We start from the raw sequence: 14,033 nt of genomic DNA, 5'->3' as shown, positions 1-14,033 counted from the left end.
GAGGCATCAGCCGCCGTTGTCAGGCACGGGCCTGCCAGTGCGTGCCGCCGGGCTCGTCCAGGCAGCGGCGGACCTGGAACGCCACGTGAGGCGCGATCCGCGCCAGCGCCTCGTCGACGGTGACCCAGGCCGCGGCGTCGCTCTCGTAGACGTTCTGCGGCTCGGGGTCGACGGCGCCGCCCGCCGACGGCCACGCGTCGTAGACGACGATCGCCCGGTCGGGTCGCCGCGCGGCGAAGAGCCCGAGGACACGTCCCACGTCGACGCGCACGCCGGCCTCCTCCCACGCTTCCCGCGCCGCGGCGTCGCTGGGACGTTCGTCGGGTTCGACGACACCGCCGGGGATGGTCCAGGCCCCCTTGAAGACGTCGTGGACGATCAGCATCCGCCCGTTGAGTTCCCGGCAGAGCACCGCGGCCGCGAGTACGTGGCGGGGCAACGTCGCGAAGAACGTCGCCGCACGATCCTCGAAGGACGCTGGTGCCCGCGCGGCGACCAGCAGGACGGGCGCGGCATCGGCCAGCCCCGGGGCCGCGTCGGCCCGGGTATCGACCGTGGCGGGCTCGCCACGAACCCGCGCGGCGGCGCCGGGCGCGATCTGCGCTTCGACCGTGAAGCCCCGCTGCCCCAGCAAACGTGCCGCCTGCGCCCCGGTGACCGCGTGCGCGTGGGCCGCGTGGCCGTGCGCCTCGGCGTACCCGCGGTTGGTGAGCGTCGCGACGATCACGCCGGCGGGCTCGAGCGTCCGCGCGAGCAGCTCGAGCTGCGTCTCGGGGCCCCTGGGGTCGTCGGTCAGCTGCTCGTCGAGGAGCGCGACCCCGCGCACGGACCCGGCCGGGGGCAGGGCAGGACCGTCCGTTCGCGACACCGGGCGGCCGGCGGCCTCCAGGCTGGCCGCCAGCAGCTCGTCGGTCGTGGCGACGGGGGCGGCTGCCGGCAGGAGCTCGCCGAGCCAGCGCGCGGCCACCGACGACACCCCTGCAGGATCGGTGGCGGTCATGCCTCGTGCGGGCCCGACTCGGTGGGGCCGGGGCGGTCACCCGGACGGGTGGAGGCGGACAGGTGCACACTCATTCGGGCAGCGTAGCGCCGCTGTGGTCGCTGACACGCTCTCCTGGCGACGTGGGCGTCGAGGCGCAGCGCCTCACGGCACCAGGTCGAACACGTCAGGTTCGTCGACGGGGACCGGGAACGGTGGATCGGGGAGGGGGCCGTGCTCCGGCCGGCACAGCTCGTCGACCCGCCAGCCCGCCGAGGTTCGCCGGAGGCGGAACGCGAGCGCACCGACCCGGTGCCCTCGGGTCACGGTCGCGACCGCCTCGAAGGATCCCGGGGCCGTTCGGCAACCCGTGACCGTCCGCAGCTGCGGCGGCGGCGCGTGGGGGCGCACCCAGACCTCCGGCAGGCGCGCGTAGAGCACGGGGCAGAGCAGGCGCTGCAGCTGCCGGTGCGGGCGCGCGCCGCGTTCGACCTCCAGGTAGAGGTGCGCGAACGCCCGAGCCATGCGCGCCAGCCGTGCGGTGGGCGGTTGAGGCTGTGGGCGGGGCGTCGACCGGGTGAGCGGTGCGGACGGGGGCGAGCTGGCGCTTCCGGGGTGAGTCGTGGCGTCCGTCCGGGTGAGTGCGGTCTGGGACATCGTGGCTCCCTTCGGTCGTTCGCGACGGTTGCGGGTCGGTTCAGCGCTCGGTGTCGTCGGGGGGCGCGCGCTCATCCGACGGGTCCGGTGGCAGGCCCATCACGCGCGGCGGCTCGCCGGTCACGAGGACCTGGCGCGTGGACGACGGGTCGGATGCGGTCTCGGCCTCGAAGGTGACCAGCCACGCATCGGGTAGCTCCGCGGCCACGTGCGCCACCACGTCCGTGGGCTCCTCGTAGCCCGCCTCCCGGAGCGCGGCCTCGAGCCCATCGGGCGGCTGGTCCGCCTCCTCGAACGCCGGTCCGGCGTCCGGCAGGTCCGAGTCGGCGGGCACCGGCTCGGGTGCCGCGACCTCCCATGGGGGGCCCGCCGCACGCGGTTCGGACCCCGGGTCGTCGTGCAGTGCGACGGCGAAGCGGTGGATGCGGGCCTCCTCCCAGCCGTCCTCGTTTCCGGTCAGGACCAGCGCGGAGACCCGCACGACGGTGAACGGGCCCACCTCCTCCGCCCACTCCGCCCGCGCGTGGTCCACGTAGGCCGCTGCGTCACCGAGCGACGTGACGTGGGTCCGAACCCCGAGCTCGGCGGCTGCGGCAACGCGGCCCTCCACGGGAGTCGCGGCGTCCGTGGTGAGAGGTGCACCGGTCCAGCCCCCTCGTGCGCCCGCCCCGCCGTCGGGCCCGGGGGCCGCAGCGTCGCCCGTCGGGTCCTCGGGCGGCCCTTCGGGGGCGACCGTGTCGGGTGGTTCCTCGGGGGTGGCCTCGTCGTCGGGTGATTCTTCGGGGGCGTCCGTGTCGGCTGGTTCCTCGGGGCGGGCCTCGTCGGCTGGTTCCTCGGGGCCGGCCTCGTCGGCCATCCCCTGCTCGGTGGCCCCCAGCCGCGGTGCTTCCTCCTCCGGGGTGACGCCCTCGGCCGCGTTGTCCTCGCCACCGCCGCGTGCGACGAGGAGGAGCAGCGGCAGGAGCAACCAGGGCACCGCCGCCGCCAGCACGAGCCGCCGCCGGCGGCTCCGATCGGAAGTCGCGGGGGCCTCCTCGTCGGGGAGGTCGTCCAGCCAGCCCTGCTCGTCCCGCACGCGCACGCGATCCTCCGGTGCCGCCGGCACTCCGACGGCGGACGCTTCTGGATACAATGGAACATCATGAGAGATGCCTATCTTATTCTAGAGTCACTCATCTGTCCCGCCCCTCGTGGTGGCCTGTGGACTCGTCCCACCCCGTCCACCGGGCAGCCGTCACGACGCGGTGGTGGACCGGTAACCGGGTAAACTGGACGGGCGTCGAGGGCAGGTCTGCCGTCGACGCCGATCCGGTGGATGCCTTCGCCGGCGCACATCCGCGAATCGGAGGATCCTTGCCATCCAGCGAGCCCGCCGGCGCCACGCCCTCGTCGGGCGCGGAGGGAGCGGCCGACGAACCCGTGGCGCCCGGTCGCGATCCGGTGCGTCAGGAACTGAGCGACGAGCAGCGTCAAGAGCGGTTCGTCCGCGATGCGCTCCCGCACCTCGACGCGCTCTACTCGGCGGCGTTGCGCTACACCCGCAACCCCGCAGACGCCGAGGACCTCGTCCAGGAGACGTTCGCGAAGGCGTACGACAAGTTCCACCAGTACCGGCCGGGGACGAACCTCAAGGCATGGCTCTACCGGATCCTCACCAACACCTACATCTCGGGCTACCGCAAGGAGCAGCGCCGGCCGGACGAGGTCTCCGCCGACGCGGACGAGGAGTTCAGCCTCTACGACCGCATCAGCTCCACCACCCACGCGGCGGCCGAGACCGAGGTGCTCGAGCGGCTCACGGACGTCGAGGTCACCCAGGCCCTCGCCGACCTGCCCGAGCAGTTCCGGATCGCCGTCTACCTCGCGGACGTCGAGGGCTTCCGCTACGCCGAGATCGCCGAAATAATGGACACGCCCGTCGGCACGGTGATGAGCCGGCTGCATCGGGGAAGAGCAGCCCTCCAGCGCGCGTTGTACGACTTGGCCGTTCGTCGGGGGCTCGTGATCCCCGACGAGGTCGAGACCGAGGAGGCAGCCGCCGTGGAGGACACGCAACGCGGGTCCGCCGCCGCCCGATCCGCGACGGAGGAGCGTTGAGCGCGATGAAGGACCATTGCGAGCGGATACTCGCGGACCTCAGCGCCTACCTCGACGACGAGTGTCCGCAGGATGTCGCGCAGGTGCTCGCCGATCACCTCGCTGACTGTCCACCGTGCCTCGAGCGCGCGGACTTCGAGCGGCAGGTCCGAGCGCTGCTCGCCTCCAAGTGCCGCGAGGCGGCCCCGCCCGAGCTCTTCGACCGCGTGATCGGGCGGCTCGGCACGAATCCGCGGCTCGAGTGATCTCCCCCGGGCGACGTCCGCCCGGTCATCGTCCGCCCGGGTCTCCCCGCTCGGGCCAGTCCGCGCCCGTCATCCTTTCAGGGCCCGCGTGCGGCGGTGCTACCCCTGTTCGGGGGCCCCGGCGCCCTCCAGCGGCGGGGGCGCCGATCCCATCACACGCACGACGAGCCAGCCGACGCCCGCCGCGAGCACCAGATCGCCGACGCTGACGACGCTGCGCAGCGGTGGCACGGGGATGACGTCCGCCAACCACGGAAGCTGGGTCCGCGCGTCCAGCAACGCGTGGCGACCGCCGGGCAGCGCGGCGCTGGCGTCACCCACGACCTCGAGCGCTCGTGGCGAGACCGGCATGGCGCCGTTGGCGAGGATCACGAGCGTGTTGAGCGCGACGCCGACGAACGCCAACCAGATCCCCGGCAGGTGGCGGTTCGCGAGCAGGAACAGCAGGACGGCGGCGAATCCCACCGCGAGCAGTGGGGGTCCGAGGGCCTCAACGGTCCCCTCGCCGACGAAGCGTGTGGCCGCCGCCGTGAGCTGGGTGACGACGGCGACGGCGAGCAGCCAGGGTCGGCGGAGATCGAGGGTGGCGAGCGCGCGCAGCCGTCCGCCGCGGGCGTAGCCGATGAGGACGGCCGCCACCAGGACCGCCAGCACGAGAGGCATGTGTACCCCGGGTCGCGTCGAGCTCTTTCGCTCGCGGGTTCCGGCGCGCGGGCCGGACCCGACCATGACCGCGGCTGATGCGAGCGCGGTCGCGCGGATCCTCGCACATCGCCGGCCCGCCGACCGGAGCGCGTGGAGCGGGTCAGTCCGGCAACGCGCTGTCGACGCGGTCGTGGGCGTCGATCACCCACGAGAGGCCATCCAAGGGATCGGCGATCGCCAGGCGCAGGACCCATCCCTGCTCACCGCCGGGCCCGTCCGGGATCCTGGCTGTCGCGGACGTCGCGGGGTCCGTCTGCGTCGTGCCGTTCGCGGGGGTCTCGGGAGTCGCTGGCTCCTCGATCGGGCGCGGCGCGTCGGTGGCCGGAGCCCATCGCCACATGCGGAGCTCGCCCGCGACGAGCGTGAGCTCCTCGGCCAGCGCCTCCGGGTCGTCGTCCCAATCGAGGCCGGCGACTGCCGCGAGGGCCCACCACGCGGCGAAACGACCCGCGGCCCCACCGCGTCGGCGTCCACGCGCCCCTCCGCTCGCACCGGCCCACTGCATCAGTGCCAGGGCCTCGTCCCCGCTGATCTCCTCGACGCGCGCGGTCGGTGTGAGCAAGCCGACCCCCTCGGGACCGTCGCCGTGTGCCGCGACGACCCGAACGGTGCCGGTCGATTCCGTCGCCCAGGTGGCAGCGAGCTCGTGGAGCGCGCGCGCCGCGTCGTCGGTCGGCCGGGGATCCGCGTGAGGGAGTTCACGCGGGGGTCCGGTGGGGCTCGTCGCGCTCGGGGGCGCAGGGAACCGTGCGGACCGGTCCCGATAGTGCGGCAGCGGGTACGAGGGCTCGAAGGGGGCGAGCCGTAGCGGCAGCTCGGCGGCGACGTCCGCGTGGCACAGGTCTTCACCGCGGAGCACGCGCTCCTGTGCGACTGTCGAACGCGTCGCCGGGTCCACGAGGTGTGGGGCGAGCTCGCTCCACGTGTGCTGCGCGGCCACGACCTCGGTGAGCGGTCCCAGCGCGAAGCGACCGGCACCGGGTGCGACCGCCCGCGCCGCGTGGCCGGCCGGTGCCTCGCGGGCCAGCCGGTAGTCGATGTGCATCGCGACGCCCCAGAGCTGACGTCCGAGCTCGACCGCTGCACGGCACCGATGCGCCAGATCCTCGAGGGCGTCCCACTGCCGGCCCCCACACAGGCCATCGACCGCAGCGAGGAGCTCGGCGTCGTCGGCGGCATCGACGAGCCCCTGCAGGTCGTAGGTCGTGCGGTCGTCCACGGTCGCGAGGCTACCCATGGTGTGGCCGGCGCGCGCGTCCCCGATTCGACCGCTCGGCCATCCGGGCCGCGATTCGGTCCCGAACGTCGGGGCAGGCACGCTAGCCTTCGGAGCATGAGCGAGGCAGAACGCGGGGACGAGGAAGCCGCGGTCAAGGCGCTGCGGCAGAAGCTGTCGGGTGTCCTGTCGCGGCTGCCCGAGATCGAGCGCAAGGTCATCGAGCACCGCATGGGTCTGGCCGACGGCACGCCCGCGAGACCGGGCGAGGTCGCCGAGCGGCTCGGCCTGACGATCGCCGAGGTCAAGCGCATCGAGGCGCGTGCATTCGAGCGGATCCGCGAGGTCGGACCCATCAAGGGTCTCGAACGCTTCCTCGGGAAATGATCATGTCGACTGCGCGAGAGGGATAGCGACCCGTGTCCCTACCGGAGGACCTGCTCCGCGATCGGGTGGGCCTGCGCGAGGACGCCATCGCGCACCTGCAGAGTCTCCTGAGCGACTGGCAGATCCTCGCCGACCTCTCGTTCGCGGACCTGTTGCTGTGGGTGCCCGTGCCCCACGAGGGAGTTCGCGAGTCGTTCCTGTGCGTCGGGCAGATGCGGCCGTACACCGCGCAGACCATCTACGCCGAGGATCTCGTCGGCGAGGTCTACGACGTGCGCCAGCGCCCGATGCTCGGGCGAGCCGTGCACGAGCAGCGGGTCATCCGCGACGCCGATCCGGACTGGTCGCTCGGTGTGCCGGTGCGCGAGGAGGCCATCCCCGTGCGGTTCCGCGACGAAGTTGTCGCGGTGATCAGCCGGGAGGCCAACGTGTCGACCGCGCGCTCCCCCTCACAGCTGGAGCTCACCTACCTGCAGACGGCCAGCCAGTTCGCCCAGATGCTCGCGGACGGCACGTTCCCGTACCCGGAGCAGGAGCCCGAGGAGCGGGAGTACCTCCTGCGGGTCGGCGACGGGACCCTGCGGGTCGACGAGACCGCGACGGTCACGTTCGCGTCACCGAACGGGATCAGTGCCTACCGCCGTCTCGGCACGCTGGACAAGGTCACCGGCCACGCGCTGGACGCGTTCGATCCCGCACCCGAGGATCTGCGAGCGGGCCTCGAGCACGGACGGCCGGTCGACGACGAGGTCGAGCGCGAGCGCGCGGTGATCCGACGCCGCCTCCTGCCCCTCATCGAGGCCGGGAACGTGGTCGGAGGGCTGCTGCTCGTCCGCGAGGTCACCGAGTTGCGGCGACACGAGCGGGCCCTGCGGGTCAAGGACGCGACGATCCGCGAGATCCACCACCGCGTGAAGAACAATCTGCAGACGGTGGCGTCGCTCCTGCGGCTGCAGGCGCGGAGGCTGGGATCGGGGGAGGCGCGCGCCGCGCTGAACGAGTCCGTTCGGCGGATCACGTCCATCGCACTCGTTCACGAGACGCTGTCCCAGGAGTCCCGGGAGCGGCTCCCGTTCGGGGGCATCACCGAGCGCATCGTCCGGATGCTCGGCGAGGGGCTCTCCGATCCCGACGCGCCCGTGCAGTTCGCCGTCGAGGGCGACCCGGGCGAGTTGCCCGCCGAGGTCGCGACCCCGCTGGCGCTCGTGCTGACCGAGCTGCTGCAGAACTCGGTCGAGCACGCCTTTCCCTCGTCCGAGGGTCGAGGGAAGGACGGCGCGACGGGCGGCCGCATCGTCGTCGGCTTCGAACGCGGCTCGACGACCCTGCGCGTGCTGGTGAGCGACGACGGGGTCGGCATGCCGACCGACCTGGACGAATCCGCCCACCTCGGCCTGCGCATCGCACGGACCCTGGCCGAGAGCGAACTCGGGGGAACGTTCGAACCCCTCGAGCAGGAGACCGGGACGGCCATCGAGCTCGTCCTGCCCCTGCCCTGACCGCGCGGAACGACCCGCGCCCCTCTCGTCCCGCGACCCGACGCCGCTGGCTGGCTGGCGACCCGCCGACGCCGCTGGCTGGCTAGCTGGCGACCCGCCGACGCCGCTGGCGGTTGCGCCGCAGCGCTCGGCGTTCGTCCTCGCTCATGCCCCCCCAGACACCTGCGTCCTGGTTCGTGGCCAGTGCCCATTCGAGGCACTCCTCGATCACGGGGCACCGCCGGCAGACGGCCTTGGCTCGCTCCACCTGCTCCAGTGCAGGGCCGGTGCTTCCCACGGGGAAGAACAGCTCGGGATCCTCGCCGATGCATGCTGCCTGCTGACGCCAGTCCATGGGGGGTGAACTCGCTTTCGTCTCGCCGTCGTGATTATCGGTCTCGGAGCTAGCCCGGCATCGGTCGATGCCGGCATGGCGTTGTCTCTCGTCGTCGAGCGCGACCTCCGCCACCTTGTGAAGGCGCGCACAAGGGGCGCATCGCGCTGTGCTGTCGTCCTTGCTGGGTCGTTCTCCATGTGGCGCGGTCTCGCCACGGCGTGCCGTTGCCTGCGGAACCTGACGGGCCGGTTCCGCCGCGGGTACGGGTCGCTGGGCGGACGCGGTGTCCACGCCAGCTCGCCGGCCCGCGCCCTCGAACGCAGGGGCACAGGGCGGGAGCAGCGCGCGCCACCGAGGGGCTCGGCGCGCGACCGGCTCGGCTCCCTCAGGCCCGGCTCGGCTCCCTCAGGCCCGGCTCGGCTCCCTCAGGCACAGGCCGATGCTCCGGGCTTGTGCCTGACTTCACAAGAAGCTTAGCGGCACCCGGCTCCGACGTAAAGGGGGGAGTTCGTTCCCACTCCGCCGTCCGAACGGGTGAGCCGACCTTGCGCCGACCTCGTAGACTGCCCTGCGATGTTTCCCTTCTACGACGCCCCGGCGGTGGTCGGTCACCGCGGCGCCCCGCACGTCGCGCCCGAGAACACGCCAGCCGCGTTCCTCGCCGCATGGGAAGCGGGAGCGCGCTGGGTGGAGCTGGACGTGCGGCGCAGCGCCGACGACGTCCCGGTCGTGCACCACGATCCGACGACGCCCGACGGCACGCCCCTCATCGAGCAGACAGCGCACGATCTCTCGAGCCTCGGCGTCTGGGGCCTCGAGGCGGTCCTCGCGGACCTGCCCGACGGGCTCGGCGTGGATGTCGAGATCAAGAACAATCCCGGTGAGGTGGACTACCAGGAGAACGATCAACGCACCGTCGAGCTGGTCACCGAACTGCTCGAGGGTCGGATCGACGAGCGCCCCTGGATGACGAGCTCGTTCAACCCGCTCACCGTGTCGGCGATCGCGAAGGCCCTGCCGAGCGTGCCGGCCGGGCTCTTGCACCTGGGCACGCTCAGCCTCGCTCAGGCGGCGAACTTCGGGGTCGAGTACGGGGCGCAGATCATCTGTCCGCCGATCGACGCCGACGGGCTCGCGCCCGCTGAGGTGGCGGCGCTGCACGCCGAGGGACTCGCGGTGTTCGTCTGGACCGTCGACGACCTCGACGAGGTCCTGCGGCTCGTGCGGCTGGGCGTCGACGCGATCTGCACCAACCGTCCCGGCGAGGTGGTCAAGGCGCTCGCCGACCTCGCGGCCGGCTAGCTCCGCGGCGCGACGACCGACAACGCGGCGGGGACCCGTCGCAGCCACACCTCGGTCAGCTCACCGACGTAGTCGCCGTCGAGCTGCAGGGGCAACGGTCGGTCGCTCAGCAGATGCGCTTCGGTGAGGTCGCTCCAGGCGTCCACCGTCGGCAGCCGCCTCACGTCCCCCGCCGACAGCGCGACCCGGGCGAGGCGCAGCAGCCCTGGCAGTCCCAGACGCGTGAGCGCGGTCACCGCGAGCCCGCGGTCGAGCGAGCCGTCGGGGCACAGCCGCACCGGCCACGGACCCAGGTAGGTGTAGGGCTGCGCGGCGCCGCACACGACGGACCGGTACCCCTCGTGGGTCGTCCCGTCGGCGGTCACCCGGATCTCGGCCCGGCGGGGATCCGATGCGGTCAACAGGGGGCCGATGCCGGAGATCACGAAGGCGCCCTGTCGGACGACGCGCTTGACGCGCGGACGCTGCTCGACCCTGCGGACGACCTCGGCGTCGAAACCGAGGCCAGCCGCGAAGCAGAAGTAGCGTTCGTTCGCGCTCGCGAGCGGGACGCGGCGATGCTGCCCGTGACGCAGGAGGTCGACGACCTCCTGCGTCGCCGCGCGCGGATCGTTGGGCAGCCCGAGGGCGCGGGCGTACACGTTGGTGGAGCCGCCGGGCAGGACCGCGAGCAGCACGCGCGAGTGCGCGACGCCCTGGACGATCTCGTTGACCGTGCCGTCACCGCCGAGCGCGACGACCACGTCGATACCCTCATCGGCCGCCCCGGCCGCGAGGAACGAGGCGTGGTCGCGACGCTTGGTGGGCGCCACCTCGAGCTTGAGCTCGGACGCGAGCAGCTGGGCGATCGCGTCGCGCACGCGCGCGGTCGTCGTCGTCGCCGCCGGGTTGTAGAGCAGGAGAGCGCGCACGGGACTCCGGGGCGCGTCGGAGGGTCGCCGGCCCCCGGTCACCGTCTCCCGGCCGGCGGGGCCGACAGCACGGGCACGAACGAACGGGACGCTAGCACCTGCCCGTCCGGCGTCGTCATCGGTCGTCCTCCGCGGGCTCGGCGGTGTCGGTCTCGGGGTCCGGCTCGTCCTCGGTCTCGGGCTCCTCGTCCTCCGCCTCCTCCGCCTCGTCCTCCTCGTCCGCGTCGGTGGGCTCGGGGCACGCCCGCTCGGGGAGCTCCCCGGGAAGGCGGGTGCGGACCACGGGCTGCGCGTCCGCGAACCCTCTGACCGCCTCGCCCTCGTCGACGGCCTCGACCAGCTCGGCGCCGGGTGCCGCGTCGAGCACGCAACCCTGTCGGTCGTCCACGATCCGCGTCACCTCGAGGTGCTCGGGATATGGGAAGTCGCGTTCCTCGCCGTCCCCGAGTGCACCGACGACCAGGTCGCGCCAGATGCGAGCCGGCCAGGAGCCACCCTCGATCGGGGCGCCGGACGGTCCCTCGAGTCGGCGTGCCCGGTCGGGGTGCCCGATCCACACGCTCGCGGCGAGCTCGGGTGTCGCGCCCGCGAACCACGCGTCGCGGTAGCCCTGGCTCGTGCCGGTCTTGCCGAGGGCGGGGCGACCGGGATCGGCGAGCTGCCCCGTGCCGTTCAGCACGACGCCGCGGAGGGCCTCCGTCGCGTGCCACGCCACCTCCTCGTCCAGCACGACCTCCTGCTCGGGCTCGTCGTCGATCACGGTCCGGCCGTCGCTGTCCGTCACGCGGGCCACCGCTCGCGGCTCGGCGTGCACCCCACCCGCGGCCACCGTGGCGTAGGAGGCCGCCAGTTCGAGCGGGGTCACGCCCTCGCGCAAGCCACCCAGCGCGAGCGCGGGGTGCGTCCCGAGATCCGCGTCGATCCCCAGACGCTGCGCGACCTCGGCGATGCGCCCACCGCCGAGCTCGTGCCCGAGGCGGGCGTAAGCACCGTTCGACGACACCTCGAGCGCCCGGTCGAGGGGCATGGGCCCGCTCGTGTTGCTGCGGACCCTCCACGGCTCGCCGTACTCGTCGATCGTGAGGCTGACCGATCCGGAGTCGATCGTTTGGCCCGGCCGGTAACCGTCCTCCAGGGCGGCGATGAGCGCGAACGGCTTGAACGCGCTGCCCGGCTGGCGTCGTCCCTGGGTGGCGAGGTCGAACGGCCGCTCGTCGTGATCGCTGCCCCCGACCACCGCGAGCACGTGCCCGTCGCCGGGCCGGAGCACGGCTGCGGCCACCTCGGGGTCGTCGTCGCCGGTGGACAGCTGCTCGCGATGGGTGGCGACCGCCTCCTCGGCCGCCGCCTGCACCTCGGGGTCGATCGTGGTCTCGATCCTGAGCCCGCCCCCGTGCACCCGTTCGAACCTCGCGGCCGGATCGTCCCCGAGCCGCGGGTCGGCGAGCAGCTCCCGGCGCACGAGGTCGACGAAGAACGGATGCTCGGTCTCGGCGGGCTCGGGGGGATCGGCGAGGCCCAGTTCGGCGGTCGCGGCCTCGTCGGCGGCCGGACGATCGATCGCGCCGGTCTCGACCATGCGCCTGAGCACCTCGGCCCGGGCCTGTCGCGCCCGCTCGGGATCGTGATGCGGGCTCGCGCGGACCGGCTCCGGGATGATGCCGGCGAGCAGCGCGGACTGCGCGAGGTCGAGGTCGGCCACGTCGGTGTCGAAGTACGTGCGGGCGGCAGCGGCGATGCCGTACGCGCCCTCGCCGAAGTAGATCGTGTTGAGGTAGTCGGCGAGGATCGCGTCCTTCGACATGCGGTCCTCGAGCTCGAGGGCCAGGCGTGCTTCGGTGACCTTGCGGTCGAGTGTCGGTTCGGCCTCGGGGAGATAGCGGTTCTTCGCGAGCTGCTGGGTGATCGTCGACCCGCCCTGGACGACGGCTCCGGCTCGCTGATTCGCGATCGCCGCCCGGGCGATCGATCGGGCGTCGACGCCCCCGTGCTCGTAGAACCGGCGGTCCTCGGCCGCGATCACGGCCGCGACGAGCACCTCGGGGAGCTCCGCGAACCGGACCGGTTCCCGGTGATCGGTGCGAAAGATCGCGATCCGCTCGCCGCTGGCGTCGTAGACCTCGGACTGGACGGGCGCCGACTGCGGTTCGGCGTCGAGATCGGGCAGATCCAGGCGCACCGGCGAGGCGCACCCGGCGAGGCCGAGCACGAGCAATCCCAGACAGGTGGACAGCGTGGTGCGGCGCACACCGGGAATATCGGCGGCGGCCGGGGGAGAGTGAAGCGGTCGGGCCCCCGCCTACCCGATCGGTTCCTCGCCCTCCATGCCCTGGCGCAGGAACTCGAGCATGCGGGACAGCAACCGCGAGACGTGCATCTGGCTGATGCCGACGTGCTCGGCGATCTTCGACTGGGTCATCCCCTTGAAGAACCGGAGGTAGAGGATCTCCCGCTCGCGCTCGGGCAGCTGTTCGATGAGCGGCGCCAGGGACGCGAAGTACTCGAGGTTGTCGAGCGCGACGTCCTCCTCGCCCATGCGGTCGAGCCGCATGGGGGTGTCCTCCTCATCGTTGCCCGCGGGCGCGTCGAGGCTCGTGGTCGAATAGGCCTGGCCCGACTCCAGGGCCTCGAGGACCTCCTCCTCGCTGACCTCCGCCGCCCGGGCGATCTCCGCCACCGTCGGGCTGCGGCCGAGATCCTGGGTGAGCTGCGCGACCACCTTGTTGAGCCGCAGGCTGAGTTCCTGCAGCCGTCGCGGGACGCGGATCGCCCAGCCCTTGTCGCGGAAGTAGCGCTTGAGCTCCCCGACGATGGTCGGCGTGGCGTACGTCGAGAACTCGACCCCACGGTCGAGGTCGAACCGATCGATCGCCTTGAGGAGCCCGACGCTGCCCACCTGCACGAGGTCGTCGAGGGGCTCGCCACGATCCTTGAAGCGCTTCGCCAGGTACTCCACCAGCGGGAGGTGCAGGCGCGCGAGCTCTTCGCGGATCGCGGGATCCCCGGTCTCCTGCAGCTTCGCGAAGAGCATCTTCGTGTCCTCGCGGCTGTACTGCTGCGTGCTCATCAGCCGGCGCCCTTCTGATCCGGCGACGTCGGACCGTTCGCGAGGATCGGTGAGTTCACGATGCCTCCGAGTTGCCCGCGGCCCCGGCCTGCGGGCTCACCGCGGGCGCGGGGTCCCGAGCCTGGTTGCGGTGCTTGACGAGGACGATCCGGCCCGTGCCCTCGCTGTGCTCCAGTCGGAGCTCGTCCGAGAGTGCCGAGAGGATCTGCCAGGAGAACGTGCCTTCCTCGATCGGGTCGGTCGCCATCGCGGCGCGGGCCACCGAGACCTCCAGCGCCTCCTCGCCGATGACCACGTCGAGGTCGATGCGGTCGCCGCCGCCCTGGCGCAGGAGGAGCACCGCAGCCTCCTCGACGCCCATCCGCAGGTCCTCGACCTCGTCCAGCGTGCAATCGGCGCGGGCGGCGATGCCGGCGACCGTCGTTCGGAACAGCGGGACGTGCTCCGCGTCGGGCGGAATGCGCACGGTGACCGTCGGGGCTTCCACAGGCGTCTCGCGCTCCCTTCGGGCCGGTTGAGGTGGCGCCCGGCCCACATGTTCGGGCGAATCCCCCAGCTTAGCGACCGGCCGTAGGGGTACGCCGTGCCGTGCGGCGATACGGCGTTCGGACAGGTCGCCCGCGGGCGTCGAGCCGGCGACAGTGGACCCGGA

At 72.8% G+C, this 14,033-nt stretch carries 15 protein-coding genes; 5 read left to right on the top strand and 10 right to left on the bottom strand.

Annotated features, from left to right (window positions below; translation table 11 throughout):
- Positions 1-19 precede the first annotated feature (19 nt).
- The 3 genes from ER308_RS06320 to ER308_RS06310 all read right to left on the bottom strand — a co-directional run bounded on the left by ER308_RS06320 (position 20) and on the right by ER308_RS06310 (position 2,711).
- Entirely contained in the window at positions 20-1,000 is a 981-nt protein-coding gene (locus tag ER308_RS06320) for an NUDIX domain-containing protein (RefSeq protein WP_131154188.1), read from the bottom strand.
- A gap of 144 nt (positions 1,001-1,144) precedes the next feature.
- On the bottom strand, positions 1,145-1,504 hold the full coding sequence (locus ER308_RS06315; protein WP_131154187.1) for an Rv3235 family protein: 360 nt from the start codon (positions 1,502-1,504) through the stop codon (positions 1,145-1,147).
- Positions 1,505-1,676: 172 nt separating this feature from the next.
- Positions 1,677-2,711 (bottom strand): hypothetical protein, encoded by a 1,035-nt coding sequence (locus tag ER308_RS06310; RefSeq protein WP_131154186.1) that lies wholly within the window; start codon positions 2,709-2,711, stop codon positions 1,677-1,679.
- 365 nt (positions 2,712-3,076) lie between these two features.
- Here ER308_RS06310 and ER308_RS06305 point away from each other — a divergent pair, with 365 nt between their 5' ends.
- Positions 3,077-3,733: a sigma-70 family RNA polymerase sigma factor gene (locus tag ER308_RS06305; RefSeq protein ID WP_420826246.1), complete on the top strand. Its 657-nt coding sequence runs from the start codon at positions 3,077-3,079 to the stop codon at positions 3,731-3,733.
- 5 nt (positions 3,734-3,738) lie between these two features.
- On the top strand, positions 3,739-3,978 hold the full coding sequence (gene rsrA, locus ER308_RS06300; RefSeq protein WP_131154184.1) for a mycothiol system anti-sigma-R factor: 240 nt from the start codon (positions 3,739-3,741) through the stop codon (positions 3,976-3,978).
- Between the two features lie 99 nt (positions 3,979-4,077).
- On the opposite strand, the gene ER308_RS06295 is transcribed toward rsrA, so the two are convergent.
- Positions 4,078-4,641 carry a DUF5317 domain-containing protein gene (locus ER308_RS06295; RefSeq protein ID WP_131154183.1) on the bottom strand — a complete coding sequence of 188 codons (564 nt, stop codon included), beginning with the start codon at positions 4,639-4,641 and terminating at the stop codon, positions 4,078-4,080.
- Positions 4,642-4,783: 142 nt separating this feature from the next.
- On the bottom strand, positions 4,784-5,902 hold the full coding sequence (locus ER308_RS21420; RefSeq protein WP_165491861.1) for a DUF6183 family protein: 1,119 nt from the start codon (positions 5,900-5,902) through the stop codon (positions 4,784-4,786).
- A gap of 114 nt (positions 5,903-6,016) precedes the next feature.
- Between ER308_RS21420 and ER308_RS21415 the strand changes: the two genes are divergently transcribed.
- Both ER308_RS21415 and ER308_RS06280 read left to right on the top strand, forming a co-directional pair.
- Positions 6,017-6,286: a sigma factor-like helix-turn-helix DNA-binding protein gene (locus ER308_RS21415; protein WP_165491860.1), complete on the top strand. Its 270-nt coding sequence runs from the start codon at positions 6,017-6,019 to the stop codon at positions 6,284-6,286.
- Between the two features lie 32 nt (positions 6,287-6,318).
- Positions 6,319-7,785 (top strand): sensor histidine kinase, encoded by a 1,467-nt coding sequence (locus ER308_RS06280; RefSeq protein WP_131154180.1) that lies wholly within the window; start codon positions 6,319-6,321, stop codon positions 7,783-7,785.
- Positions 7,786-7,867: 82 nt separating this feature from the next.
- Here the strand turns inward: ER308_RS06280 and ER308_RS06275 are convergent, their stop codons facing one another.
- A complete protein-coding gene (locus tag ER308_RS06275; RefSeq protein WP_131154179.1) occupies positions 7,868-8,119 on the bottom strand; it encodes a WhiB family transcriptional regulator in 252 nt (83 codons plus the stop codon).
- A 555-nt stretch (positions 8,120-8,674) separates the two neighbouring features.
- Between ER308_RS06275 and ER308_RS06270 the strand changes: the two genes are divergently transcribed.
- Positions 8,675-9,403, top strand: a complete 729-nt coding sequence (locus tag ER308_RS06270) for a glycerophosphodiester phosphodiesterase (RefSeq protein WP_131154178.1) — start codon at positions 8,675-8,677, stop codon at positions 9,401-9,403.
- Here the strand turns inward: ER308_RS06270 and ER308_RS06265 are convergent.
- The 4 genes from ER308_RS06265 to ER308_RS06250 form a co-directional block, all read right to left on the bottom strand.
- Positions 9,400-10,314: a diacylglycerol/lipid kinase family protein gene (locus ER308_RS06265; RefSeq protein ID WP_165491859.1), complete on the bottom strand. Its 915-nt coding sequence runs from the start codon at positions 10,312-10,314 to the stop codon at positions 9,400-9,402. The genes ER308_RS06270 and ER308_RS06265 overlap by 4 nt on opposite strands.
- A 115-nt stretch (positions 10,315-10,429) precedes the next feature.
- Entirely contained in the window at positions 10,430-12,562 is a 2,133-nt protein-coding gene (locus ER308_RS06260; RefSeq protein ID WP_131154176.1) for a transglycosylase domain-containing protein, read from the bottom strand.
- A 51-nt stretch (positions 12,563-12,613) separates the two neighbouring features.
- Positions 12,614-13,381 (bottom strand): RNA polymerase sigma factor SigF, encoded by a 768-nt coding sequence (locus tag ER308_RS06255; protein ID WP_131154175.1) that lies wholly within the window; start codon positions 13,379-13,381, stop codon positions 12,614-12,616.
- Positions 13,382-13,436: 55 nt separating this feature from the next.
- A complete protein-coding gene (locus ER308_RS06250; protein WP_131154174.1) occupies positions 13,437-13,868 on the bottom strand; it encodes an ATP-binding protein in 432 nt (143 codons plus the stop codon).
- Between the last annotated feature and the right edge of the window lie 165 nt (positions 13,869-14,033).

It is taken from the genome of Egibacter rhizosphaerae, from assembly GCF_004322855.1.
GTDB lineage: Bacteria > Actinomycetota > Nitriliruptoria > Euzebyales > Egibacteraceae > Egibacter > Egibacter rhizosphaerae.
Note: the sequence above shows the minus strand (reverse complement) of the source record. Positions and strands in the feature narration are given on the sequence as shown.